The following is a 21,994-nucleotide window of genomic DNA, read 5'->3' as shown; positions in this document are numbered from 1 at the left end:
ACCTGCTCCTTTGGTCAACACACGGACCAATGGCCGCAGTTGGCCCGCCTCGGGAGGACGTATGAAGCAACGTGGCCGACACCGCAGGCAGCAGCGGGGCCGTGCGCTGCGCGCGTTCCTCGCCGGCACCGCCCTCGCACTCACCGCCGCCGCCACCATGATCAGCGCCTCGCAGGCCACGGTCGGCGACCGGCCGGGGGCCCTGAAGGCCCTCGCGGCGTCCGACCGGACGGCCGGGCTGCGGCTCCAGGAGCGTCTGGTGCCGCGGAGCACCCTGGACCGGCTCGCCGCCGCGATGGGCAGGCCCGTGGGTGTGAGCACCGTCCTCGACGACGCCGACCACTCCCTGCTGGGCGCGGCCGACTGCACGACCGCCGAGCGCACGGCGCTGCCCGTGGCGCCCGCGGCCACGCGCGCGTACTGCTGGGACGCCGCCGACACGCGCGGCTGGCGGGCCGGCGCGGTCACCACCTCCGGGGACGCGGACGACGACGGCCACTGGGGCGAGCGCCGCGTGATCCTCTCCGGCTGGACCCACCGGAGCGGCAGCTCGGCGAAGCCCGGCGCGGCCCGGGTCGCCTTCGTCGACGCGAGCGACCCCGACCGTCTCACCTACACCTGGGCGGCCCTCGCCGTACCCGTCGACGGCGGCCGCGACTACCGCGGGCTCAGCTCCCCCGTCTCCGGGATGGTCTGGTACCAGGACCGGCTCCTGGTCACCGCCGCCGACGGCCTGTACGTCTACGACATGCACCGCATCCAGCGGGCCACGGTCGACAGCGGCGCGGTCGGCAGGGTAGGCGGCGGCTGGGCGGCGTACGGCGCGCGGTACGTCCTGCCGGCCGTCGGCTCGTACCGGCTCACGGGGAAGGCCGCCCGCCCGGCGGCGATCTCCCTCGACCGCAGCACCGCGCCCGACAGTCTGGTGGCGAGCGAGTGGGTCCCCACGGGCAGCGGCCGGCACACCACCCGGCTGTGGCGCTACGCGTTCAGCAGCAACCCGGCCCGGGCCGGCCTGCTGGCCACCGACTCCACGGGACGCACGGTCGCGACCGAGGCGTACGAGACGAAGACGGCAGGCGTCGGCGGCGTCCTGTCGTACGGATCACAGTGGTACCTGGCCCGCGCGGCGGACACCGCGGACGGCCACGGCACCCTCTGGCGGCAGAACGCGCACGGCGCGCGGGCCACGCGGTGCGGGGCGGACGGAACGCACCGCTGCTGGGCCGGGCCCTCCGGGTCCCTCTCCTACTGGGAGGAGACGGGTGAGGTCTGGTCGCAGTCCGGGCGGATGTTGTATGCGCTGCCGTTGAGCTCCGTCGAGAAGTCTCTGGGGTAGTCGATCCGCGGGCTGGGTTGTTGTTCGTCCGCGGCGGCATCGTGGCTGGTCGCGCCCGCGCGGCGGAACCGCACATCGATACAGCCCCGCGCCCCTTCGGGGGCGCTTCCGAACCGCAGCGGACTTCGCGTCGGCTGCTTGGACTCCGATCGACAAAGCCACAGGCCGGATGATTCCCTGACCGCCATGACCAACATTCCCGTGACCACCTGGTCCCTGGAGCAGACCGCGCCGACCGACAGGCTTCCGGCCGCCGTGCCGGAGGGGGAGGTGCGGATCGTCCGCTCCGAGGTCCCCTCGCCCGAGTTCAGCCGTTTCCTGTACACGTCCGTCGGCGGCGACATCCGCTGGACCGACCGGCTGGGCTGGACGTATGCGCGGTGGCAGGAGCACCTGGGCCGGCCGGGCGTGGAGACATGGGTCGCCCACGACCGCGGGACGCCCGCGGGGTACGTGGAGCTGGACCCGCAGGACGACGGGGTCGTGGAGATCGTCTACTTCGGCCTGCTCCCCGCCTTCCGGGGGCGGCGGATCGGCGGACACCTGCTGTCGTACGGCGCAGCCCGCGCCTGGGACCTCGCGGACCGCTGGCCGGGACTGGCGCGGACGAAGCGGGTCTGGCTGCATACCTGCAGCCTGGACGGGGAGCACGCCATGGACAACTATCTGCGCCGGGGCTTCAAGCTCTTCGACACCAAGGTCGAGGAGGAGGCGGAGCTGGCGGCGGCGGACCCGTGGCCCGGGGCATACCGCGCCTGACCTGCACCGACAAGTCCGGCGGCAGCCGATGTGATCGACGACACCCTTGTCCCACATTTCGGGACAAGGGTGTCCGCATCATGGACGAAGCTGGACTGTGTCCAGATTGCCATGACACGCTTCCGTCATGTCTGGAACTGGAATTGCCTTGGTGAGTCGGCGGCACGTCGACCTCGGCCGCATGTCCAGCGCCATCTGTCCGGCGAGCTGAGCGATACCCGCAGTGGCCTCCGGCCACGGGCAGCAAAAGCCGACATATACCGACATCACTCCCATCCTGCGCAATGACGCGCACGTATGCCCATGCGCCCGAACGCGCAGGTCAGAGCCGCTTTCCCGCCTGTCCCGAAGGACGTAACAACCATGGCCGCCACCCCGCAGAAGCCTGCCGCCGCGACTCCCCGCCGCAAGGTGAGTCGTCACCGCGGTGAGGGTCAGTGGGCCGCGGGGCACCACACCCCGCTGAACGGCAACGAGCAGTTCAAGAAGGACGACGACGGTCTCAATGTGCGGACACGCATTGAGACGATCTACTCCAAGCGCGGCTTCGACTCAATCGACCCCAACGACCTGCGCGGACGTATGCGCTGGTGGGGCCTGTACACCCAGCGCAAGCCCGGGATCGACGGCGGCAAGACCGCGATCCTGGAGCCGGAGGAGCTGGACGACAAGTACTTCATGCTGCGGGTGCGGATCGACGGCGGGCGCCTCACCACCCAGCAGCTGCGCGTGATCGGCGAGATCTCGGAGGAGTTCGCGCGCGGCAGCGCGGACATCACCGACCGGCAGAACATCCAGCTGCACTGGATCCGCATCGAGGACGTCCCGGAGATCTGGAACCGGCTGGAGGCCGTCGGCCTGTCCACGACCGAGGCCTGCGGCGACTGCCCGCGTGTGGTCATCGGCTCGCCGGTCGCCGGTATCGCCGAGGACGAGATCATCGACGGCTCCTGGGCGATCGAGGAGATCCACGAGCGCTACATCGGCAGCAAGGAGTTCTCCAACCTGCCCCGTAAGTTCAAGACGGCGATCTCCGGCTCCCCGCTCCTCGACGTGGTCCACGAGATCAACGACATCGCGTTCGTCGGCGTCGAGCACCCCGAGCACGGCCCCGGCTTCGACCTGTGGGTCGGTGGCGGTCTGTCCACCAACCCGAAGCTCGGCGTCCGGCTCGGCGCCTGGGTCCCGCTGGACGAGGTCCCGGAGGTGTGGGCCGGCGTGGTCGGCATCTTCCGCGACTGGGGCTACCGGCGGCTGCGCACCCGCGCCCGTCTGAAGTTCCTGGTCGCCGACTGGGGCCCGGAGAAGTTCCGCCAGGTCCTGGAGGACGACTACCTGGGGCGCAAGCTGGTCGACGGTCCGGCCCCCGCCGAGCCCTCGGACCGCTGGCGTGACCACGTCGGCGTGCACCGCCAGAAGGACGGCCGGTTCTACGTCGGCTTCGCCCCGCGCGTCGGCCGCGTCGACGGTGCCACCCTCACGAAGATCGCCGAGGTCGCCGAGGCCCACGGCTCGGGCCGGGTGCGTACGACCGTCGAGCAGAAGATGATCGTCCTCGATGTCGAGGAGGCACAGGTCGAGCCGCTGGTCGAGGCCCTGGAGGCGCTGGACCTGACGGCGAAGCCGTCCCCCTTCCGGCGCGGCACCATGGCCTGCACCGGCATCGAGTACTGCAAGCTCGCCATCGTCGAGACCAAGCAGCGCGGTTCGTCCCTGATCGACGAACTGGAGCGCCGCATCCCGGACTTCGACGAGCCCCTCACCATCAACCTCAACGGCTGCCCGAACGCCTGCGCACGTATCCAGGTGGCGGACATCGGTCTCAAGGGCCAGCTGATGCTCAACGACCAGGGCGAGCAGGTCGAGGGCTACCAGGTGCACCTCGGCGGTGCGCTGGGCCTGGAGGCCGGGTTCGGCCGCAAGGTCCGTGGCCTGAAGGTCACGTCCGAGGAACTGCCCGACTACGTCGAGCGCGTCCTCAAGCGGTTCCAGGACGAGCGCGAGGACGGCGAGCGCTTCGCGGCCTGGGTCACCCGCGCCTCCGAGGAGGCACTGTCGTGAGCGTCAGCGAACGACAGCGAAAGGAGGGGCCATGAGCGAGCGGGCCGCCCCCTTCTACTGCCCCTACTGCGGCGACGAGGACCTCCGTCCGAGCGAAGCCGTCGAAGGTCGCCATGGCGCGTGGGAATGCGCCGCGTGCAACCGGGCTTTTCAGCTGAAGTTCCTCGGGCTGCTCGCCCGGGGTCTCCAGCACTCCGAAGCAGGGGGAGACGAGATATGACCGCGGTGAAGGAAGAACGTACGACCGAGGACCTCAAGGCGCTCGCCGAGCAGGCCGGCCGTGACCTGGAGGACGCCTCCGCGCTGGAGATCCTCCAGTGGGCGGCCGACACCTTCGGCAAGCGTTTCTGCGTGACCTCATCCATGGAGGACGCGGTGGTCGCGCATCTCGCCTCCCGCGCGATGCCCGGCGTTGACGTGGTGTTCCTCGACACCGGTTACCACTTTCCCGAGACGATCGGCACACGAGACGCGGTGGAGGCGGTGATGGACCTCAACGTCATCACGCTCACCCCGCGCCAGACGGTCGCCGAGCAGGACGCGGAGTACGGCCCCAGGCTGCACGACCGCGACCCCGACCTGTGCTGCAAGCTGCGCAAGGTCCAGCCGCTGGAGCAGGGGCTGACCGACTACGTGGCCTGGGCGACCGGTCTGCGCCGCGACGAGTCCCCGACCCGGGCGAACACCCCGGTCGTCGGCTGGGACGAGAAGCGCCAGAAGGTCAAGATCTCCCCGATCGCCCGCTGGACCCAGGACGACGTGGACGCCTACGTCGCCGAACACGGCGTACTGACCAACCCGCTGCTGATGGACGGCTACCCGTCCGTCGGCTGCGCCCCCTGCACCCGCCGGGTCCTGGAGGGCGAGGACGCGCGGGCCGGCCGCTGGGCCGGAAGCGCCAAGACCGAGTGCGGGCTGCACGGATGACGACGACGATTCAGGAGACGAACGTGACGACCGGAGCCACCGTCTGGCTCACGGGTCTGCCGAGTGCCGGCAAGACCACCATCGCGTACGAGCTGGCCGGCCGGCTGCGCGAGGAGGGCCACCTCGTCGAGGTGCTCGACGGCGACGAGATCCGCGAGTTCATCTCCGCGGGCCTCGGCTTCAGCCGCGAGGACCGGCACACCAACGTGCAGCGCATCGGCTTCCTCGCCGAACTGCTCGCCCGCAACGGCGTCAAGGCGCTCGTCCCGGTGATCGCGCCGTACGCGGACAGCCGCGAGGCGGTGCGCAAGCGCCACCAGGAGGGCGGGGCGGCGTACATCGAGGTGCACGTGGCGACCCCGGTCGAGGTGTGCTCCGTACGTGATGTGAAGGGTCTGTACGCCAAGCAGGCGGCGGGCGAGCTGTCCGGGCTCACCGGGGTCGACGACCCCTACGAGGAGCCCGAGACGCCCGATCTGCGCATCGAGTCGCAGCACCAGACCGTCCAGGAGTCCGCGGCCGCGGTCCACGCGCTGCTCACCGAAAGGGGACTGGCATGACGACGACCGTCGCTGCGGTCGAGGAGGGTACGGCGGCCCCGTACACCCTCTCGCACCTGGACGCGCTGGAGTCCGAGGCGGTGCACATCTTCCGCGAGGTGGCGGGCGAGTTCGAGCGGCCGGTGATCCTGTTCTCCGGCGGCAAGGACTCCATCGTCATGCTGCACCTGGCGCTGAAGGCCTTCGCGCCGGCCGCGGTTCCCTTCTCGCTGCTGCACGTGGACACCGGGCACAACTTCCCCGAGGTCCTGGAGTACCGCGACCGGACGGTGGCGGAGCACGGGCTGCGGCTGCACGTCGCGTCGGTGCAGGACTACATCGACCGGGGTGTGCTCAAGGAGCGCCCGGACGGCACCCGCAACCCGCTGCAGACACTGCCGCTGACGGAGAAGATCCAGGCGGAGAAGTTCGACGCGGTCTTCGGCGGCGGACGCCGCGACGAGGAGAAGGCCCGCGCCAAGGAGCGGGTGTTCTCCCTGCGGGACGAGTTCTCGCAGTGGGACCCGCGCCGCCAGCGCCCGGAGCTGTGGAACCTGTACAACGGCCGCCACGCACCCGGCGAGCACGTCCGCGTCTTCCCGCTGTCCAACTGGACCGAGCTGGACGTGTGGCAGTACATCGCCCGTGAGGGCATCGAGCTGCCGCAGATCTACTTCGCACACGAGCGTGAGGTGTTCGCGCGCAGCGGCATGTGGCTGACCGCGGGCGAGTGGGGCGGCCCCAAGGACGGCGAGACCGTCGAGAAGCGGCTCGTCCGGTACCGGACGGTCGGCGACATGTCCTGCACGGGTGCCGTCGACTCGGAGGCCGTGACGCTGGAGCAGGTCATCACGGAGATCGCCGCCTCCCGGCTCACCGAGCGCGGCGCGACCCGCGCCGACGACAAGATGTCCGAGGCCGCGATGGAAGACCGTAAGCGCGAGGGGTACTTCTAAGCATGAGCACCACCACGGAACTCACCGAGACGACCCTTCTGCGGTTCGCGACCGCCGGTTCGGTCGACGACGGCAAGTCCACGCTCGTCGGCCGGCTGCTGCACGACTCCAAGTCGGTCCTGGTCGACCAGCTGGAAGCCGTCGAGCGGGCCTCCGCCAGCCGTGGCCAGGACGCGCCCGACCTCGCGCTGCTGACGGACGGCCTGCGCGCCGAGCGCGAGCAGGGCATCACGATCGATGTGGCGTACCGCTACTTCGCCACCCCCCAGCGGCGGTTCATCCTCGCCGACACCCCGGGCCATGTGCAGTACACCCGCAACATGGTGACGGGTGCCTCCACCGCCGAGCTGACGGTGATCCTGGTCGACGCCCGCAACGGCGTCGTCGAGCAGACCCGCCGGCACGCCGCGATCGCGGCCCTGCTGCGCGTCCCGCACGTGGTCCTCGCCGTCAACAAGATGGACCTGGTCGAGTACAAGGAGTCGGTCTTCGCGGCGATCGCCGAGGAGTTCACGGCGTACGCGCTGGAGCTGGGCGTCCCGGAGATCACCGCGATCCCGATCTCGGCGCTGGCCGGCGACAACGTGGTGGAACCCTCCGCGAACATGGACTGGTACGGCGGTCCGACCTTCCTGGAGCACCTGGAGACGGTCCCGGTCACCCACGACCTGAGGCACTGCCACGCACGTCTTCCCGTGCAGTACGTGATCCGCCCGCAGACCGCCGAGCACCCGGACTACCGGGGCTACGCGGGCCAGATCGCCGCGGGTTCGTTCCACGTCGGCGAGGCGGTGACCGTGCTGCCGTCAGGCCGCGCGTCGAAGATCTCCGGCATCGACCTGCTCGGCGAGCCGGTCGACGTCGCCTGGACCACCCAGTCGGTGACCCTCCTGCTGGAGGACGACATCGACATCTCGCGCGGCGACCTGATCGTGCCCAGCAAGGACGCCCCGGCGACCACGCAGGACATCGAGGCGACCGTCTGCCACGTGGCCGACCAGGCGCTGACCGTCAACCACCGGGTGCTGCTCAAGCACGGCACCCGCACGGTCAAGGCCATCGTCAAGGACATCCCGTCCCGTCTCACGCTCGACGACCTGTCCCTGCACCCGCACCCGGGACAGCTCGTCGCCAACGACATCGGCCGCGTGAAGATCCGCACCGCGGAACCGCTGCCGGTCGACTCCTACGCCGACTCCCGCCGCACGGGCTCCTTCATCCTGATCGACCCGAACGACGGCACCACGCTCACCGCGGGCATGGTCGGCGAGTCGTTCGCGTCCCCGGAGCCGGTCAAGGACGAGTCCGAAGACGACGGTTGGGACTTCTGACATGAACTCCCTCGACTACTACTCCACGTTCGCGAAGGAGGGCGGCCGCGTCGGCAGCGGCGCGCTCGGCAGCGGGCAGGGCGGAGTGGCGCGATGTGTGCGTTGACGTACGCGCACTGCCTGCGCGCCCTCACCCCCCACCGCCGTAGACGCAACCTGCCGACCTCCCGGCCACGACCTGAGAGACCGTGACCGCCGGGCCTCCGAGAGGAACACCTCCCGTGCCTGCTTCATCCGCTCGTCGCCGCGCTTTCGCGGTCCTTGCCGCGCTCCCTCTCCTCACACTGGCCGCTTGCGGCTACGGGTCCCAGTCCACGGCCGACAACGCCAAGGAGAAGGTCGCCGCGGGGGCGTCGAAGATCGACGGTCTCGGCTCCGTCAAGATCGGCTACTTCGGCAACCTGACCCACGGCACCGCGCTCGTCGCCCGTCAGCAGGGCCTCTTCCAGAAGGAACTGGGGGCCACCAAGGCGGACTACCAGATCTTCAACGCAGGCCCGTCCGAGATCGAGGCGCTCAACTCCGGCTCCATCGACATCGGCTGGATCGGCCCGTCCCCGTCGATCAACGGTTACGTCAAGTCCGGCGGCAAGGGCCTGAAGATCATCGGTGGTTCGGCGTCCGGCGGCGTGAAGCTCGTCGTGAACCCGAAGAAGATCAAGTCCCTCAAGGACGTCAAGGGCAAGAAGATCGCGACCCCGCAGCTCGGCAACACGCAGGACGTGGCGTTCCTCAACTGGATCGCCGACCAGGGCTGGAAGGTCGACGCGAACACCGGCAAGGGCGATGTGTCGGTGGTCCGCACCGACAACAAGATCACCCCCGACGCCTACGCGTCCGGCGCCATCGACGGCGCCTGGGTGCCCGAGCCGACCGCGTCCAAGCTGGTCGCCGAGGGCGGCAAGGTCCTGCTCGACGAGGCGTCCCTGTGGCCGGACAAGAAGTTCGTGATCACGAACATCATCGTGCGGCAGGCCTTCCTCAAGGAGCACCCGAAGGCCGTCGAGGCGGTGCTGAAGGCCTCGGTCGAGGCCAACAAGTGGATCAACGCCAACCCGGACCAGGCGAAGGCCACGGCGAACAAGCGGCTGGAGGCGGACTCCGGCAAGGCGCTCCCCGCGAAGGTGCTGGACCCGGCCTGGAAGTCGATCCAGTTCACCGACGACCCGCTGGCCTCCACCCTCAACACCGAGGCGGAGCACGCGGTCAAGGCCGGCCTGCTGGAGAAGCCCGACCTGAACGGCATCTACGACCTCACGCTCCTCAACAAGGTCCTCAAGGCCGAAGGCGAGAGCACGGTCGACGCCGCCGGTCTCGGCACCAGCTGATCCCCGCCCGATGAGTTCCCAGGAGGTGACGACCATGGCAACGACCACGACACTGGCCAAGGCCGAGGAGTCGGTGGAGTACGCCGCTCGCCTTGAGCATGTCTCGAAGTCCTTCGCAGGACCGGGCGGGCAGCAGCTCGTCCTGGACGACATCAGCCTCGATGTCGCGCCCGGCGAGTTCGTCACCCTCCTGGGGGCTTCGGGCTGCGGTAAGTCCACCCTGCTGAACCTGGTGGCGGGCCTGGACCGGCCGACCGTCGGCTCGATCGCGACGGAGGGCCGACCGGCCCTGATGTTCCAGGAGCATGCCCTCTTCCCGTGGCTGACCGCGGGCAAGAACATCGAACTAGCCCTCAAGCTCAGGGGGGTTGTGAAGAACGAGCGGCGCGACAAGGCCGAGCACCTGCTCGAACTCGTCCGGCTGAAGGGCGCGTACGGCAAGCGCGTGCACGAGCTGTCGGGCGGTATGCGCCAGCGCGTGGCGCTGGCCCGTGCGCTCGCTCAGGAGAGCAACCTGCTGCTGATGGACGAGCCGTTCGCGGCCCTCGACGCCATCACGCGGGACGTGCTGCACGACGAGCTGACCCGCATCTGGGCGGAGACCGGTGTGTCCGTCCTCTTCGTCACGCACAACGTGCGCGAGGCAGTGCGGCTCGCGCAGCGGGTCATCCTGCTGTCCTCCCGGCCGGGCCGGATCGCGCGCGAGTGGACGGTCGACATCCCGCAGCCGCGGCGCATCGAGGACGCGCCCGTGGCCGAACTGTCCCTTGAGATCACCGATGTACTGCGTGGGGAGATCCGCCGTCATGGCCAGCACTGAGACGACGCCGGACCAGGACGCCGGAAGCGTCGAGGCGGGCCTCGACGCGCTGGAGACCAGGGCCACCGGCCGTACGCCCTTCAGCCAGACCTTCAAGAACAAGATCCTCCCGCCCATCATCGCCATCGCTGTGGTGCTGGTGGCCTGGACGCTGCTCTATCCCGTCGTCGACAACCCGTCGAAGCTGCCCTCTCCGGGCGACGTATGGGCCGAGGTCGAGGACCAGTGGCTCAAGGGGACCCTGCTCGACTACATCTGGGGCAGCGTCTCCCGCGGTCTGCTGGGCTTCCTGCTCGCACTGGTCATCGGTACGCCGCTGGGCCTGGTCGTGGCGCGGGTGAAGTTCGTGCGCGCCGCGATCGGCCCGATCCTCTCCGGCCTGCAGTCGCTGCCCTCGGTCGCCTGGGTCGCGCCGGCGGTGATCTGGCTGGGACTGAACAACTCGGTGATGTTCACGGTGATCCTGCTCGGCGCCGTTCCCTCCATCGCGAACGGCCTGGTGTCGGGCGTCGACCAGGTGCCCCCGCTGTTCCTGCGCGCGGGCCGCACCCTCGGAGCGACGGGTCTGCGCGGCACCTGGCACATCGTGATGCCGGCGGCACTGCCCGGCTATGTGGCCGGTCTGAAGCAGGGCTGGGCGTTCTCCTGGCGTTCGCTGATGGCAGCCGAGATCATCGCCCAGTCCCCGGACATGGGCATGGGCCTGGGGCAGCTGCTGGAGACCGGCCGCACGAACAGCAGCATGGCGACGGTCTTCCTCGCCATCCTGCTCATCCTCTTCGTCGGCATAGCCATCGACCTGCTGATCTTCAGCCCGCTGGAGCGGTGGGTGCTGCGCAGCCGTGGCCTGCTGGTGAAGAGCTGAGTCCCATGCATCCTTCGAAGCCCGTCCTCCTCCTCATCGCCCACGGCAGCCGCGACCCGCGGCACGCCGCGACGGTGCACACTCTCGTACGCCGGGTGCGCTCGCTGCGCCCGGACGTACGGGTGGAGACGGGCTTCCTGGACTTCAACGTCCCCTCGGTGCAGGGCGTGCTGGAGTCCCTGGCGGCGGAGGGCGTCCGTGACGTCGTGGCCCTCCCCCTGCTCCTGACGCGCGCGTTCCACGCGAAGGCGGACATCCCGGCGGTCCTGCGGGACGCGCCGCCGCTACTGCGGATCCGGCAGGCGGACGTCCTCGGTCCGTCGCCGCTGCTGCTGTCCGCGCTGGAACGGCGTCTGTACGAGGCGGGGCTGAGCCCCGCCGACAAGTCCTCGACCGGGGTCGTGCTGGCCTCGGCGGGGTCCACCGACCCGGAGGCGATCGCAGTGATCGCAGAAATCGCGCGGGAGTGGCGGCACACCGGTTGGTGCGCCGTGCGGCCTGCGTTCGCCTCCGCATCCCTGCCCCGCACCGAGGACGCGGTCCGGGAGCTCAGGGCGCTGGGCTGCGAGCGGGTGGCCGTCGCCCCGTACGTCCTGGCCCCCGGCTTCCTGCCGGACCGCATCGCACGGGGCGCTGCGGACGCGGATGTCCTCGCCGATGTGCTGGGAGCGGCACCGGAAGTGGCACGGGTCCTTCTGCACCGGTACGACGAGGCGTCCGCTCGGGCCCTGCTCCAGGTACGGGCGAGCGCCTGAGGGGCCACTGGGGCTAGTCGAACGACAGCCCGCCCGTGCGGGTCCTCTTCAGCTCGAAGAAGTCCGGGCAGGTCGCCAACACCCGGAAGCTGTCGAAGAGTTCCGCCGCGCGCGCTCCCCGCGGGATCGCCCGCAGCACCGGTCCGAACCACACCGTTCCGTCGACATGGATGGTGGGCGTGCCCACATAGCCGCCCGACTCCGGCTCGGCGCCCGTCTCGTGGCTGCGGCGCACGGCCTCGTCGTGCGCCGGGTCGTGCGCGGCTGCCGCGAGGTCGGATGCAAGGCCCAGTTCGGCGAGGGACTCGGCGATCACCTCGTCGAAGTCGTCCGACTTGCGTTCGTGGATCCGGGTGCCGAAAGCCGTGTACAGGTCACGCAGGACCTTCTCGCCGTGCCGCTCCGCGGCGGCCACCGCGACCCGTACGGGGCCGATCGACCTGTCGACCAACTCCCGGTACCAGTCGGGGAGTTCGTTGCCCATGTTGTGGAGATAGAGGCTCATCGCGTGGAAGCGGAGGTCGAGCGGGCGTTCGCGCTCGACCTCCAGGAGCCAGCGGGAGGTGATCCAGGCGAAGGGGCAGGCGGGGTCGAACCAGAAGTCGACGCGGGTGGGAGAGGTGGTGGGCAAGGAGTTCGTCATGGCATTGAGGCTAGCGGGCAGGTGGTTCAGTTTCCCGGCCCAATTCGATGCGTTTTCACTGACCCAATTCAGGGTTTCGTCCGCTGGCGGCGAGCGCCCGGTCGAACACCGGTGCGTCGTCCGGCACCGGTACGGGGTCGGCGAAGCCGTCGTACTGCCGGTAGAGCTCGCCGTGCTTCTCGACGACACCGAGGATGAAGCGGGCCGCCTCGTCCGAGACGTGGAACTGCTGACCGGTGGCGGTGGCGACGTCCCAGCCGTGCACCGCCATCTCCTTGATCACCATCGAGGCGATCTCGACGGCGGGCATCTTGGCCATGCCGAGGTCGACCTCGCCGTCCCATACCGCCGGGTCGGCCCAGGCCCCGACAGCGCGGTCCAGCTGGGCGGCGTAGCCGGCCGGCCAGTCCGGGTCGGTGGTGAAGTCGCGGGCGGTCAGCTCCTCGGGGAGCTGCTTGCGCAGGGCGCGGTGCTCCAGGCCGTGGGAGGTGTACAGGACCCAGTGGTTGACCAGGGCGCGGACGTCCCAGTCGTCGCAGTGGGTGGGACTGCCGAGCCGGTCCGCCGGGACGCCGCGCGCAACGCGCGCCGCCTCGGCGGCACACTCGGTCATGAACGTGTGCAGGTGCTTCGGGTCGTCGTCGTACGTCATGCACCACACGTTAGGAGGAGGCCGCTCAGGGCTCTTGAACAAACGCGACAGCCTGGTCGGCCAGCGCGGCGAGCTCGGCGATCGGCATCGATCCCGCCTCCCTGCGCTCCCGGGCGAACGTGTTGGCGAGGTGCTGAAGCAGCTCGTTCAGCGGGGTCGGTACGCCGTACAGGCGGCCGAGGAGTGCGATCTCGCCGTTGAGGTGGTCGGCCTCGATGGTGCCGGTGCCGCGGGCGAGGGACTGCCAGGTGGAACCTCCTGTGCGCGGGGCGCCGTCGAGCGGCACGAGGTCCACCTTGTGACCGCGTACCGCCTGCTGTTCCTCGACGCTTGCGTACGCGATTCCGGCCGCTGCCAGCACCGCCTCGCCCTCAGCCCGCACCCGTGCCCGCACCGCCGCCGCGGCCTCGGTGCCGTCGGCGGGCCCGCTCAGCGCCATAACGGTGTTGTTGAGGTTGGTCAGCAGCTTGGCGTACTGCCAGCGCGCGACGTCCGGCACGACCGGCGCCTCGAAGAACCCCGTCTTGTCCAGGTCGGCGGCGACCAGCCGTACCGTCTCGTCGACGCCGTGGGGATGCCGGCCCAGGTGCAGGATGCCGGTCAGCGGGGCGCCTCCGGCCGAGACGACGCCCGGTTCGACGAAGGTCGACGGCAGCCAGACGCAGACGCCGTACACGTGCCGGAAGACGCGCAGTGCGAGGCGCTGGCCCTCCACGCCGTTCTGGGCGCAGAACAGGGGCAGCCGCTCGGCCGCCGTGCCGCCGCCCGCGACCGGCGCCGGGCCCCAGGCCTGCAGCGCGCCCACGGTGTCCTGGGTCTTCACGGCGAGGACGAGCACGTCGTCCGCCCTCAACTCGTCCAGCCCGCCCGGCCCTTCGACCGTCGGCAGCCGGTACGTGTACTCGCCGTCCGGCACCTTCAGCCGCAGCCCGCCGTCCCGTAGCGCCGCGTGCTGCGCGCCCCTCGCGACCAGCACGACCTCGTGCCCCGCACCCGCGAGACGGCCGCCGATCGAACCGCCGACGGCCCCTGCCCCGATAATGATGTAGCGCATGGGACGAGCCTCGCACAGTCGTGTGTACCTGCCATGAAGGGCCCGGTGGCGCGGTCACTGCGCGGTGAGCTCCACGAGCTTCACGACGGTGTTCCAGTTGCGGCTCGTGGCGATCAGGCCTTTGTTGATACGGGGTTTGGCGAGGTGGACGGCGAGCTGGGAGCGGCCGAGGCCGTCCGGCGCGTACAGGTACAGCGCGCGGTCGCCGAGCCGGAACTCCTCCGGGAGGTAGGCCTCCCGGTCGATCTCCGCGAACCGTTCGGCGTCGACCGGGGCGGAGAAGTAGGTGACGTGGAGCTGCTTGGCCTCCAGCTCGGCGGCCGGGAACGGGCAGGCCTCGGCGACCGCCTTCAGGTAGGCGTGGTCGCGCACGATCACGTCGACGGCGAAGCCGAAGTGCTGCTGGATCGCCTGCGCGAGTTCGGCGGCCAGGGAGTCCTCGTCGCCGTGGCCGGACGCGAAGACGGCCTGGCCGCTCTGCAGATGGGTGCGTACGCCGTCGTGGCCGAGGCCGTCCATCAGCTGCCGCAAGTCGGCCATGGGGAGCTTCTTCTTGCCGCCCACGTTGATCCCGCGCAACAGCGCCGCATACGTCGTCGTCATGGCGCACACGATAAAGCGGCCGTCGTGCCCCGTGGGGGTGGGCACGACGGCCGCGGTGCCCGCACGGGCGGACTGCCCGAAACTCTGTCCGAACCGGGGGGTCCGGTTCAACAGATACACACACCTGTGACTTGTTCAACAAGGTTTCGCAATAACAAACAGGAGCGATGCCGACGGACCGGACACGGGCCGGCCACCCCGATCTTCATCCCCGAGAAGTCCGGATAGATGTAAGGGGCCTACGTCCTCCCCAGCGGTGAGACGCCGGGGTCCGAGGGGAGGACCCGCGCCCGTCGCACTTCACCGGGCAGCACGACGAGACGCCCTTATCCGGCCCATACCTTCGAAGCGAAAGGTGGCGGCAGGGGGCTGTCACCGCACACAAGGGGGCAAGCCCGTCATGGGGAACGGAGATTCGCGGGTGCGGGGCATCGCCGCCCGGGCCGGCGGCTGGAGCGCACGGCACCGATGGGCTGCCGTCGGCATCTGGGTGCTGTTCGTCGTCCTGGCGATGGGGCTCGGCTCGGCCGCGGGCCGGGTCGACGTCAAGGACAGCGACCAGCTCAAGGGCGAGACACACACCGCCGCCAAGATCATCGAGGACGCGGGGATCAGGGAACCGGCCAGTGAGACGGTCCTGATCCAGGCGAAGGGCGCAGACGTCAAGGCGACGGACGCCGAGTTCAAGGCGGCCGTCGGCGCGGTCGTGCAGGCCGTCGACGCGACCGGCAAGGTCACGGACGTGAAGTCGCCGTACACCACGCACACGATCTCCAGGGACGGGCGCAGCGCGCTGGTGCAGTTCGACATGCGCGGAGACGCCGAGACCGCGTACGAACGGGTCGAGCCGGTGCTGAAGGCCGTCGCGGGGGCGCAGAAGGAGCACGGGACGCTGCGGATCGAGGAGATCGGCAGCGCCAGCATGAACAAGACCTTCAAGGACGCGTTCGGCGACGACTTCAAGAAGGCCGAGCTCTCCGCGGTGCCGGTGGCTCTCGGCATTCTGCTCATCGCCTTCGGCGCGCTGGTGGCCGCGCTGCTGCCGGTGGCGCTCGCGATCACCGCGATCATGGCGACGATGGGTCTGATGGGCGTCGCCAGCCATGTGATGCCGATGAGCGACACCGCGAACTCCGTGATGCTGCTGGTCGGTCTGGCCGTCGGCGTCGACTACTGCCTATTCTATCTGCGCCGTGAGCGCGAGGAGCGCGCCGCCGGGAGGGACGCGCAGACCGCGCTGCGGATCGCGGCCGCCACCAGCGGCCGGGCGATCGTCGTCTCCGGCATCACGGTGTGCGTGGCGATGGCGGGCATGCTGTTCACCGGGCTCGTCACGTTCCAGGGGATGGGTCTGGCCTCGCTGATCGTCGTGGCGGTCGCCATGGTCGGGTCGGTGACGGTGCTGCCCGCGCTGCTCTCGCTGCTGGGCGAGCGGGTGGAGAAGGGGCGGATCCCGTTCCTGCGCAAGGCCATGGAGCGGCGGGCCGCCCGCACGGGCGGGGAGAGCCGGTTCTGGACCGCGGTCCTGCGCGGCGTGCTCGCGAAGCCGCTCGTCTCCGTGCTCGTCGCGGCCGGTGCGCTGCTGGCCGTCGCGGCTCCGGCTCTCGGAATGAAGACCCAGAACCTCACGCTGGACCAGGAGTTCGGCGACTCGCTGCCGATCGTGCAGACGTACAACCGCGTCAACGACGCCTTCCCGGGCGGCTCCGAGCCGGCCGAGGTGGTCGTCAAGGCCAAGGACATCAACGCCCCCGAGGTGAGGTCCGCGCTCGCCGACTTCAAGGCACGGGCGATCAGTTCGGGTGCCTCGCGGGGCCCGGTCGAGATCAAGCTGCATGACTCGCAGAACATCGCCTACGTGTACGTCCCCCTGGTCGGCGGCTCCGACCTGGACAGGGCGGGCGCCAGCCTGGAGAAGCTGCGGGACGAGGTACGGCCCGCGACACTCGGCAAGCTGGACGGCGTGCAGGCGCCGATCACCGGGCAGGTCGCCGGCTCGCACGACTTCAACGACCAGCTCGGCGGCGCGGTCCTCCCGGTGTTCGCGTTCGTCGTCGTCTTCGCCTTCCTGCTGATGCTGCTGTCGTTCCGTTCGCTGACGGTCGCGATCACGTCGATCCTGCTCAACCTTCTGTCGGTGGGCGCGGCCTACGGCATCCTCGTCGCCGTCTTCCAGCACGGCTGGGGCGCGTCGTTGGTGGGCGCGCAGGGCGTCGGCGCGATCATCACCTGGCTGCCGCTGTTCCTGTTCGTGATCCTGTTCGGGCTGAGCATGGACTACCACGTGTTCGTGGTCTCGCGGATCCGCGAGGCGCGGCTGCGCGGCCGTACCACCAGGGATGCGATCCAGCACGGTGTGGTCACCACGGCGGGAGTCGTCACCAGCGCCGCCGTCATCATGGTCGCCGTGTTCGCGATCTTCGGCACGCTGTCCATGCAGTCCATGAAGCAGATGGGCGTCGGTCTCGCGGCCGCGGTGCTCATCGACGCCACGATCATCCGGGGTGTGCTGCTCCCGGCGGTGATGGCGCTGCTGGGCGAGCGCAACTGGTACCTGCCGAAGTGGCTGCACCGGCTGCCCGACCTGACGCACGACGAGTCGGCGGAGGTCATCACGCACTCGGTCCGGCGCGACGAGGGTGAGCGGCTGGGCGTCTGAAGGGGTCGACCCCTCACCGAACCGAGGGCCCGCCGGTCACTGGGGAGCCGACGGGCCCTCGCCCTGTCCGGAACCACCGTGTCCGTGCGGGCAGTTCGGCCTGGTCCGTGCGGGCAGTTCGGCCTCGTCCGTGCGGGCAGTGCGGCCTGGTCCGTGCGGGCAGTTCGGCCTCGTCCGTGCGGGCAGTGCGGCCTCGATCAGATCGGCCGCCCGCTGCGTTCCCCCCTCCTTCGCCATACCGGCCTGGATCTCCTTGAGCCGCCGGGCGACCTCAGGGTCGTCGACGAGGGCGAGGGCGGTGGCGCGCAGGGTGTCGGCGGTCGCGTCCGCCGTGGAGACGTGACGGGCGACGCCGAGGGCCTGGAGCATGTCCGCGTTGCCGAACTGGTCGACGGCCTGCGGGTACGGCGATCATCGGCGTGGCGGTGGCCAGACCCTCCTGGCTGCCGCCCGCCCCCGCGTGTGTGACGAACAGGTCGGCGTCCCTGAGGATCGCCAACTGCGGTACCCAGGAACGGACTTCGGCGTTCTCCGGTACGTCGCGGAACTCGGCGGGGTCCACGTGTCGGCCGATCTGCAGGACGAGGTACCAGCCGGGCAGGCCGCCGAGCGCCTCGACGCACTCCCGGTAGAAACCGGGCTGGTTGGTGAAGGCCGACCCGAGCGACACCAGCACCACCTTCTCGGCGCCGTCCGGCCGCCGCCAGTCGCCCTGCGCGGTGCGGTCGCCCTGGCGGGCGCCGATGAAGGTGTACAGGGTCTCGTCGACCCGGTCGGCGTTGGGCTGGAGCGCCTTGGGGATCAGGACGAGCGAGCGGTCGGGATGGCCCGCGAAGTGGTCCGGGTGCTGGGTGATCCCGTTCTCCTCCAGCCATGCCTGGAAGCGCGCGTAGTACTCCCGGCCGCGCTCGGTCCGCTTCGGCTCCGCCCAGATCGGCTCGGCGACCTCCTCCTCGTACCCCTCCAGGCGACCAGGTTCGGCGAGAGCGAGATCGCGGGCACGCCCCAGCGGTGGGCGAGGACACGGGCCGGGTACGCCGTGATGTCGTGCAGGACGAGGTCCCGTACGTCCCCGTCGTACGCCTCGGCCAGCTGCGGCAGCGCCTGGATCGCGTCGGCTAGGAACAGCTCGACGTGGTCCAGCAGTTCACTCCCCCAGGCCGCCGGGTCCGCGTCGGGCCCCGGCAGTGTGGACTTCCACAGCTTCGGCTCGGCGCCCGTCTCGGCGACCTTCTCCGCCAAGGCCGGCGGAACGGCGTACGTGACCCGGTGGCCACGGGCGGCCAGGAGACGATTCGCCCCATCCAGTCATTTTCGAAGGTCACCCCACCCGGTGCCTCGGATGCGCACGTCGGAACGAGGCGTGCGGCGAGCCGCCGACGCCCGGGAAACCCGGCCACTACGACGTCCTCCCGCTCAATCTCCAGGAACGGTATGCACCGTCAAGGCCGTACGCACACGGTCCGACCTGTGCGAATGCGAGACTGGGCCGGTGGGTGGCGCGGTCTCGGCGCCGTTCACCGATGCATATGCGGACGTGGGAGGACGGCGATGGACGAGTCACGGGCGCGGGACGTACTGGCCGCGGCGGGGGTGCTCCCCGGCCCGGCGCGGGACGCGCGGCTCCTCGCCCTGGGTGAGAACGCGGTGTTCGCCTCCGGCGACCTGGTCGTCAAGGTGGGCCGTGACGCCGAACTCCTGGACCGGGCGCGCCGCGAGCTGCACATCGCGCTGTGGCTCGCCGAGGCGGGCGTGCCCGCGGTGCGGGCGGCAGAGACGAAGCCACTGCTGGTCGAGGGTCATCCGGTGACGGTGTGGCACCGGATCCCGGACGCCGTACGGCCGGCCCAGCCCCGGGATCTGGCCGAACTGCTACGGGTCGTCCACGCACTGCCCTCTCCCCCTGTCGCTGCCTTCGAACTGCCGCCCCGCGAGTTGCTGGGCGGTGTGGAACGCTGGCTGCGGCTCGCGGGCGATGCGGTCGATCCCGCGGACGCGGCCTATCTGCGCGAGCGCCGCGACGGGTTCGCCGCGGCCGCCGCGGCGCTCGTCCCGCATCTGCCGCCCGGTCCCATCCACGGCGACGCGCTGCCCCGCAACGTGCATGTCGGCCCGGACGGGCCCGTCCTGGTCGATCTGGAGACCTTCTCCGCCGATCTGCGCGAGCACGATCTGGTGGTCATGGCGCTCTCCCGTGACCGCTACGGGTTGCCTGCGGCGGCTTATGAGGAGTTCACCGAGGTGTACGGGTGGGATGTACGCGAGTGGGACGGCTGCTCGGTGCTGCGTGGGGCCCGTGAGACGGCGAGTTGTGCTTGGGTGGCCCAGCATGCGCCGAGCAACCCCAAAGCGCTGGCCGAGTTCGAGCGGCGGGTGGCGTCGCTGCGGGGCGGGGACGAGGCGGTGCGGTGGTATTCGTTCTGAGCGCCTTTTGATCGGGCACTTGTTGTTGTCCGGCGACTGCGCGGCCTCTGTGGCTGGTCGCACCCACGCGGCGGAGCCGCAGATCGGCACAGCCCCGCGCCCCTTATGGGGCGCTCGCGAACCCGGCGGGTCAGACCGGCTCGTCCGCCGGTTCCCGAAGGGGCCACGTACCGTCGACCACCGCCGTGGCATCCCCCTTGCGGCGCAGGAAGCTCTGGAAGTCCGCTGCCCACTCGGCGTACCACTCGATCTGGCGGTGGTGCAGTTCCGCCGGGCCCAGGGCCGCGATCTTGGGGTGGCGGGTGGCTATCGCGCAGGCCAGGCCGGCCGCGGCCAGGGCGTCGGCGGAGGCGTTGTGGGCGGCGTCGAGGGTGACGCCGTATTCCGTGCAGACCGCTTCGAGGTTGCGCTTGCCGCGGCGGTAGCGGTCGACCCAGCGGTCGATGGTGTACGGGTCGATGACCGGGGCGGGGTCGATGCCGCCCAGGCGCTCACGCAGGGACGGGAGGCCGTATCTGCGCAGTTCCGCGGAGAGCAGGCTCAGGTCGAAGGCCGCGTTGTAGGCGACGACCGGGACGCCCGTCTTCCAGTACGCCGCGAGGACGTCCGCGATGGCGTCCGCGACCTCGTCGGCCGGGCGGCCCTCCGTCGCGGCGCGTTCGTTGCTGATCCCGTGCACGGCCACGGCGTCCGCCGGGATCTCCACGCCGGGATCGGCCAGCCACTCCCGGCGCCCTATGGGCTGTCCGCCCCTGACCTCGATCACGGCCCCCGTGACGATACGCGCCTCGCGCGGATCGGTCCCGGTCGTCTCCAGGTCGAAGCCGATCAGCAGCTCCCGGTGCCAGCCCATGCGTGGCCCCCCTTCTTGGTGGTGCTTTCCCCCAGTGGTCTCCACCTTCCCATGGGCCACTGACAATCCGAGGACCGCATTCCGCTTGACCCCGGCGACAGTTCAGGACACAGGTCGCGAATCCACCCAGGACGTTTCGAACTCCTCGCGGTATGTCGGGAAGAGCCCGCTCTCAAACCCCTTGTCCATGTCGTCCGGCTTCACCACCCGGATTCCGTTGCGCAGGACGAGTACCGGCGCCTCCATGCCGCGCGAGCGCCGCAGATAGGACTGGACGACGGCGACGCCGTCCGAGCCGTCGCCGTCGACGAGGTAGGCCGTGAAGCGCGGGGTCTCGTCGTAGACCTGGATCTCGAAGGCGGCCGGGTCGCGAAGCCGGGACCGGACGCGGCGCATGTGCAGGATGTTCATCTCGACGGCGCGGCTCAACTCACCGCGCTTCATGCCGAGTTCGCGCTCGCGCCGTTTGACGGCACTGGAGGCGGGGTTGAGGAACAGCAGCCGGACGCGGCAGCCCGACTCGGCCAGGCGCACCAGCCGGCGCCCGGAGAAGTTCTGCACGAGCAGGTTGAGGCCGATGCCGACGGCGTCGAGGCGGCGGGCGCCGCCGAAGATGTCCTCGGCCGGGAACTGGCGCAGCAGCCGCACCCGGTCGGGGTGTACGGCGACCACGTCCGCGTACCGGTCACCGACCAGTTCCTCGACGGCGTCCACGGGCATCCGGCGGGCCGACGGCACGTCCCCGGCCGCGCCGAGGACGTCCAGCAGCTTCGCCGAGGCCCGCTCGGCCTGGTTCAGGACGGCCTCGGACAGGGCCCGGTTGCGGGAGACGACGTTGCGGGTGACCTCGAGCTCGTCCAGGGCGAGTTCCACGTCCCGGCGGTCGTCCACGTACGGCTCGAAGCAGGGCCAGTGCTGCACCATGAGCTCGCGCAGCTGGGGCAGCGTGAGGAAACTCAGGACGTTGTCGTCGGCCGGGTCGAGCAAGTAGCCCTTGCGGCGGCTGACTTCGCGCACGGCGACCGCACGCTGCACCCACTCCTGGCCGGCCGGCCCGGCCGCGGCGACCACCCACTCGTCGCCGTGGACGGGTTCGTAGATGGGCCGCAGAACAGCGGCCACGACCGCGCGCAGCCGCTGTTCGACGAGGTTCAGCCAGATGTAGGCCCGGCCGGCTCGCTGGGCGCGCGTACGCACCTCACGCCAGGCGTCGGCATCCCACTCCAACTCCGGCCCGATGGAACTCGTCGTCATCGGCCGGGCCAGGGACACCGTGCCGGGCGGGACGTCTGCGGAGTTCCCCTCGTGACCCTCGTCACCAGGGGGCAGCTCCAGCCCTCCCGACCCCACCCGCGCACCGCCTTCCGCTCCCCCGAGCATCCCCGTGTCAACGATCAAGGAAGGGTACTCCGGGAGCGGTCAGCGG

General features: G+C 70.4%; 21 protein-coding genes and 1 pseudogene. 15 read left to right on the top strand and 7 right to left on the bottom strand.

The window, feature by feature from the left end; genetic code table 11:
- The first annotated feature begins 61 nt into the window (after positions 1 to 61).
- The 13 genes from LJ657_RS05630 to LJ657_RS05570 all read left to right on the top strand — a co-directional run bounded on the left by LJ657_RS05630 (position 62) and on the right by LJ657_RS05570 (position 11,680).
- Positions 62 to 1,339: a hypothetical protein gene (locus tag LJ657_RS05630; RefSeq protein WP_232647099.1), complete on the top strand. Its 1,278-nt coding sequence runs from the start codon at positions 62 to 64 to the stop codon at positions 1,337 to 1,339.
- 186 nt (positions 1,340 to 1,525) lie between these two features.
- On the top strand, positions 1,526 to 2,098 hold the full coding sequence (locus tag LJ657_RS05625; protein ID WP_232647098.1) for a GNAT family N-acetyltransferase: 573 nt from the start codon (positions 1,526 to 1,528) through the stop codon (positions 2,096 to 2,098).
- 127 nt (positions 2,099 to 2,225) lie between these two features.
- Positions 2,226 to 2,309 (top strand): putative leader peptide, encoded by an 84-nt coding sequence (locus LJ657_RS48890; RefSeq protein WP_309486338.1) that lies wholly within the window; start codon positions 2,226 to 2,228, stop codon positions 2,307 to 2,309.
- Positions 2,310 to 2,461: 152 nt separating this feature from the next.
- Entirely contained in the window at positions 2,462 to 4,159 is a 1,698-nt protein-coding gene (locus LJ657_RS05620) for a nitrite/sulfite reductase (RefSeq protein ID WP_232647097.1), read from the top strand.
- A gap of 31 nt (positions 4,160 to 4,190) precedes the next feature.
- Complete coding sequence (locus LJ657_RS05615; protein ID WP_232647096.1) at positions 4,191 to 4,379, top strand: hypothetical protein; 189 nt, start codon at positions 4,191 to 4,193, stop codon at positions 4,377 to 4,379.
- Positions 4,376 to 5,086 carry a phosphoadenylyl-sulfate reductase gene (locus tag LJ657_RS05610; protein WP_232647095.1) on the top strand — a complete coding sequence of 237 codons (711 nt, stop codon included), beginning with the start codon at positions 4,376 to 4,378 and terminating at the stop codon, positions 5,084 to 5,086. Before LJ657_RS05615 ends, LJ657_RS05610 begins: the two co-directional genes overlap by 4 nt.
- Before the next feature lie 23 nt (positions 5,087 to 5,109).
- Entirely contained in the window at positions 5,110 to 5,646 is a 537-nt protein-coding gene (cysC, locus tag LJ657_RS05605) for an adenylyl-sulfate kinase (protein WP_232647413.1), read from the top strand.
- Positions 5,643 to 6,581 carry a sulfate adenylyltransferase subunit CysD gene (cysD, locus tag LJ657_RS05600; RefSeq protein WP_232647094.1) on the top strand — a complete coding sequence of 313 codons (939 nt, stop codon included), beginning with the start codon at positions 5,643 to 5,645 and terminating at the stop codon, positions 6,579 to 6,581. The genes cysC and cysD overlap by 4 nt, the downstream gene beginning before the upstream one ends.
- A 2-nt stretch (positions 6,582 to 6,583) precedes the next feature.
- Positions 6,584 to 7,912 carry a sulfate adenylyltransferase subunit 1 gene (locus tag LJ657_RS05595; protein WP_232647093.1) on the top strand — a complete coding sequence of 443 codons (1,329 nt, stop codon included), beginning with the start codon at positions 6,584 to 6,586 and terminating at the stop codon, positions 7,910 to 7,912.
- A 221-nt stretch (positions 7,913 to 8,133) separates the two neighbouring features.
- Positions 8,134 to 9,240, top strand: a complete 1,107-nt coding sequence (locus LJ657_RS05585; RefSeq protein ID WP_232647091.1) for an aliphatic sulfonate ABC transporter substrate-binding protein — start codon at positions 8,134 to 8,136, stop codon at positions 9,238 to 9,240.
- Between the two features lie 34 nt (positions 9,241 to 9,274).
- The gene (locus LJ657_RS05580; protein WP_232647090.1) at positions 9,275 to 10,060 is read left to right on the top strand and encodes an ABC transporter ATP-binding protein; all 786 of its coding nucleotides are present in this window, start codon (positions 9,275 to 9,277) and stop codon (positions 10,058 to 10,060) included.
- Positions 10,047 to 10,925 (top strand): ABC transporter permease, encoded by an 879-nt coding sequence (locus LJ657_RS05575; RefSeq protein WP_232647089.1) that lies wholly within the window; start codon positions 10,047 to 10,049, stop codon positions 10,923 to 10,925. Before LJ657_RS05580 ends, LJ657_RS05575 begins: the two co-directional genes overlap by 14 nt.
- Before the next feature lie 5 nt (positions 10,926 to 10,930).
- Positions 10,931 to 11,680 (top strand): sirohydrochlorin chelatase, encoded by a 750-nt coding sequence (locus tag LJ657_RS05570; protein WP_232647088.1) that lies wholly within the window; start codon positions 10,931 to 10,933, stop codon positions 11,678 to 11,680.
- A 13-nt stretch (positions 11,681 to 11,693) separates the two neighbouring features.
- Here the strand turns inward: LJ657_RS05570 and LJ657_RS05565 are convergent, their stop codons facing one another.
- From LJ657_RS05565 to LJ657_RS05550, 4 genes are read right to left on the bottom strand one after another with little or no spacing between them, the layout of a single operon-like run.
- Positions 11,694 to 12,323, bottom strand: coding sequence for a mycothiol-dependent nitroreductase Rv2466c family protein (locus LJ657_RS05565; RefSeq protein WP_232647087.1), 630 nt, complete (start codon positions 12,321 to 12,323; stop codon positions 11,694 to 11,696).
- A 55-nt stretch (positions 12,324 to 12,378) separates the two neighbouring features.
- Entirely contained in the window at positions 12,379 to 12,975 is a 597-nt protein-coding gene (locus LJ657_RS05560; protein ID WP_232647086.1) for a TIGR03086 family metal-binding protein, read from the bottom strand.
- Between the two features lie 25 nt (positions 12,976 to 13,000).
- Positions 13,001 to 14,029, bottom strand: coding sequence for a ketopantoate reductase family protein (locus LJ657_RS05555; protein WP_232647085.1), 1,029 nt, complete (start codon positions 14,027 to 14,029; stop codon positions 13,001 to 13,003).
- 54 nt (positions 14,030 to 14,083) lie between these two features.
- Complete coding sequence (locus LJ657_RS05550) at positions 14,084 to 14,632, bottom strand: DUF1697 domain-containing protein (protein WP_232647084.1); 549 nt, start codon at positions 14,630 to 14,632, stop codon at positions 14,084 to 14,086.
- Between the two features lie 400 nt (positions 14,633 to 15,032).
- On the opposite strand from LJ657_RS05550, the gene LJ657_RS05545 reads away from it, so the two are divergent.
- On the top strand, positions 15,033 to 17,291 hold the full coding sequence (locus tag LJ657_RS05545) for an MMPL family transporter (protein WP_232647083.1): 2,259 nt from the start codon (positions 15,033 to 15,035) through the stop codon (positions 17,289 to 17,291).
- Between the two features lie 177 nt (positions 17,292 to 17,468).
- Here LJ657_RS05545 and mgt read toward each other — a convergent pair.
- Positions 17,469 to 18,584, bottom strand: a pseudogene (gene mgt, locus LJ657_RS05540) (macrolide-inactivating glycosyltransferase); the annotation flags it as partial.
- 258 nt (positions 18,585 to 18,842) lie between these two features.
- On the opposite strand from mgt, the gene LJ657_RS05535 reads away from it, so the two are divergent.
- The gene (locus LJ657_RS05535; RefSeq protein ID WP_232647082.1) at positions 18,843 to 19,715 is read left to right on the top strand and encodes a phosphotransferase enzyme family protein; all 873 of its coding nucleotides are present in this window, start codon (positions 18,843 to 18,845) and stop codon (positions 19,713 to 19,715) included.
- 130 nt (positions 19,716 to 19,845) lie between these two features.
- On the opposite strand, the gene LJ657_RS05530 is transcribed toward LJ657_RS05535, so the two are convergent.
- Together LJ657_RS05530 and LJ657_RS05525 are read right to left on the bottom strand one after the other, a co-directional pair.
- Positions 19,846 to 20,568 carry a 3'-5' exonuclease gene (locus tag LJ657_RS05530; RefSeq protein WP_232647081.1) on the bottom strand — a complete coding sequence of 241 codons (723 nt, stop codon included), beginning with the start codon at positions 20,566 to 20,568 and terminating at the stop codon, positions 19,846 to 19,848.
- Positions 20,569 to 20,670: 102 nt separating this feature from the next.
- Positions 20,671 to 21,948 carry a DUF5919 domain-containing protein gene (locus tag LJ657_RS05525; protein WP_232647411.1) on the bottom strand — a complete coding sequence of 426 codons (1,278 nt, stop codon included), beginning with the start codon at positions 21,946 to 21,948 and terminating at the stop codon, positions 20,671 to 20,673.
- Between the last annotated feature and the right edge of the window lie 46 nt (positions 21,949 to 21,994).

It is taken from the genome of Streptomyces guryensis (assembly GCF_021261325.1).
In the GTDB taxonomy this organism is placed as follows: Bacteria; Actinomycetota; Actinomycetes; order Streptomycetales; family Streptomycetaceae; genus Streptomyces; species Streptomyces guryensis.
This window is presented reverse-complemented; position numbering and strand designations above follow the sequence as displayed.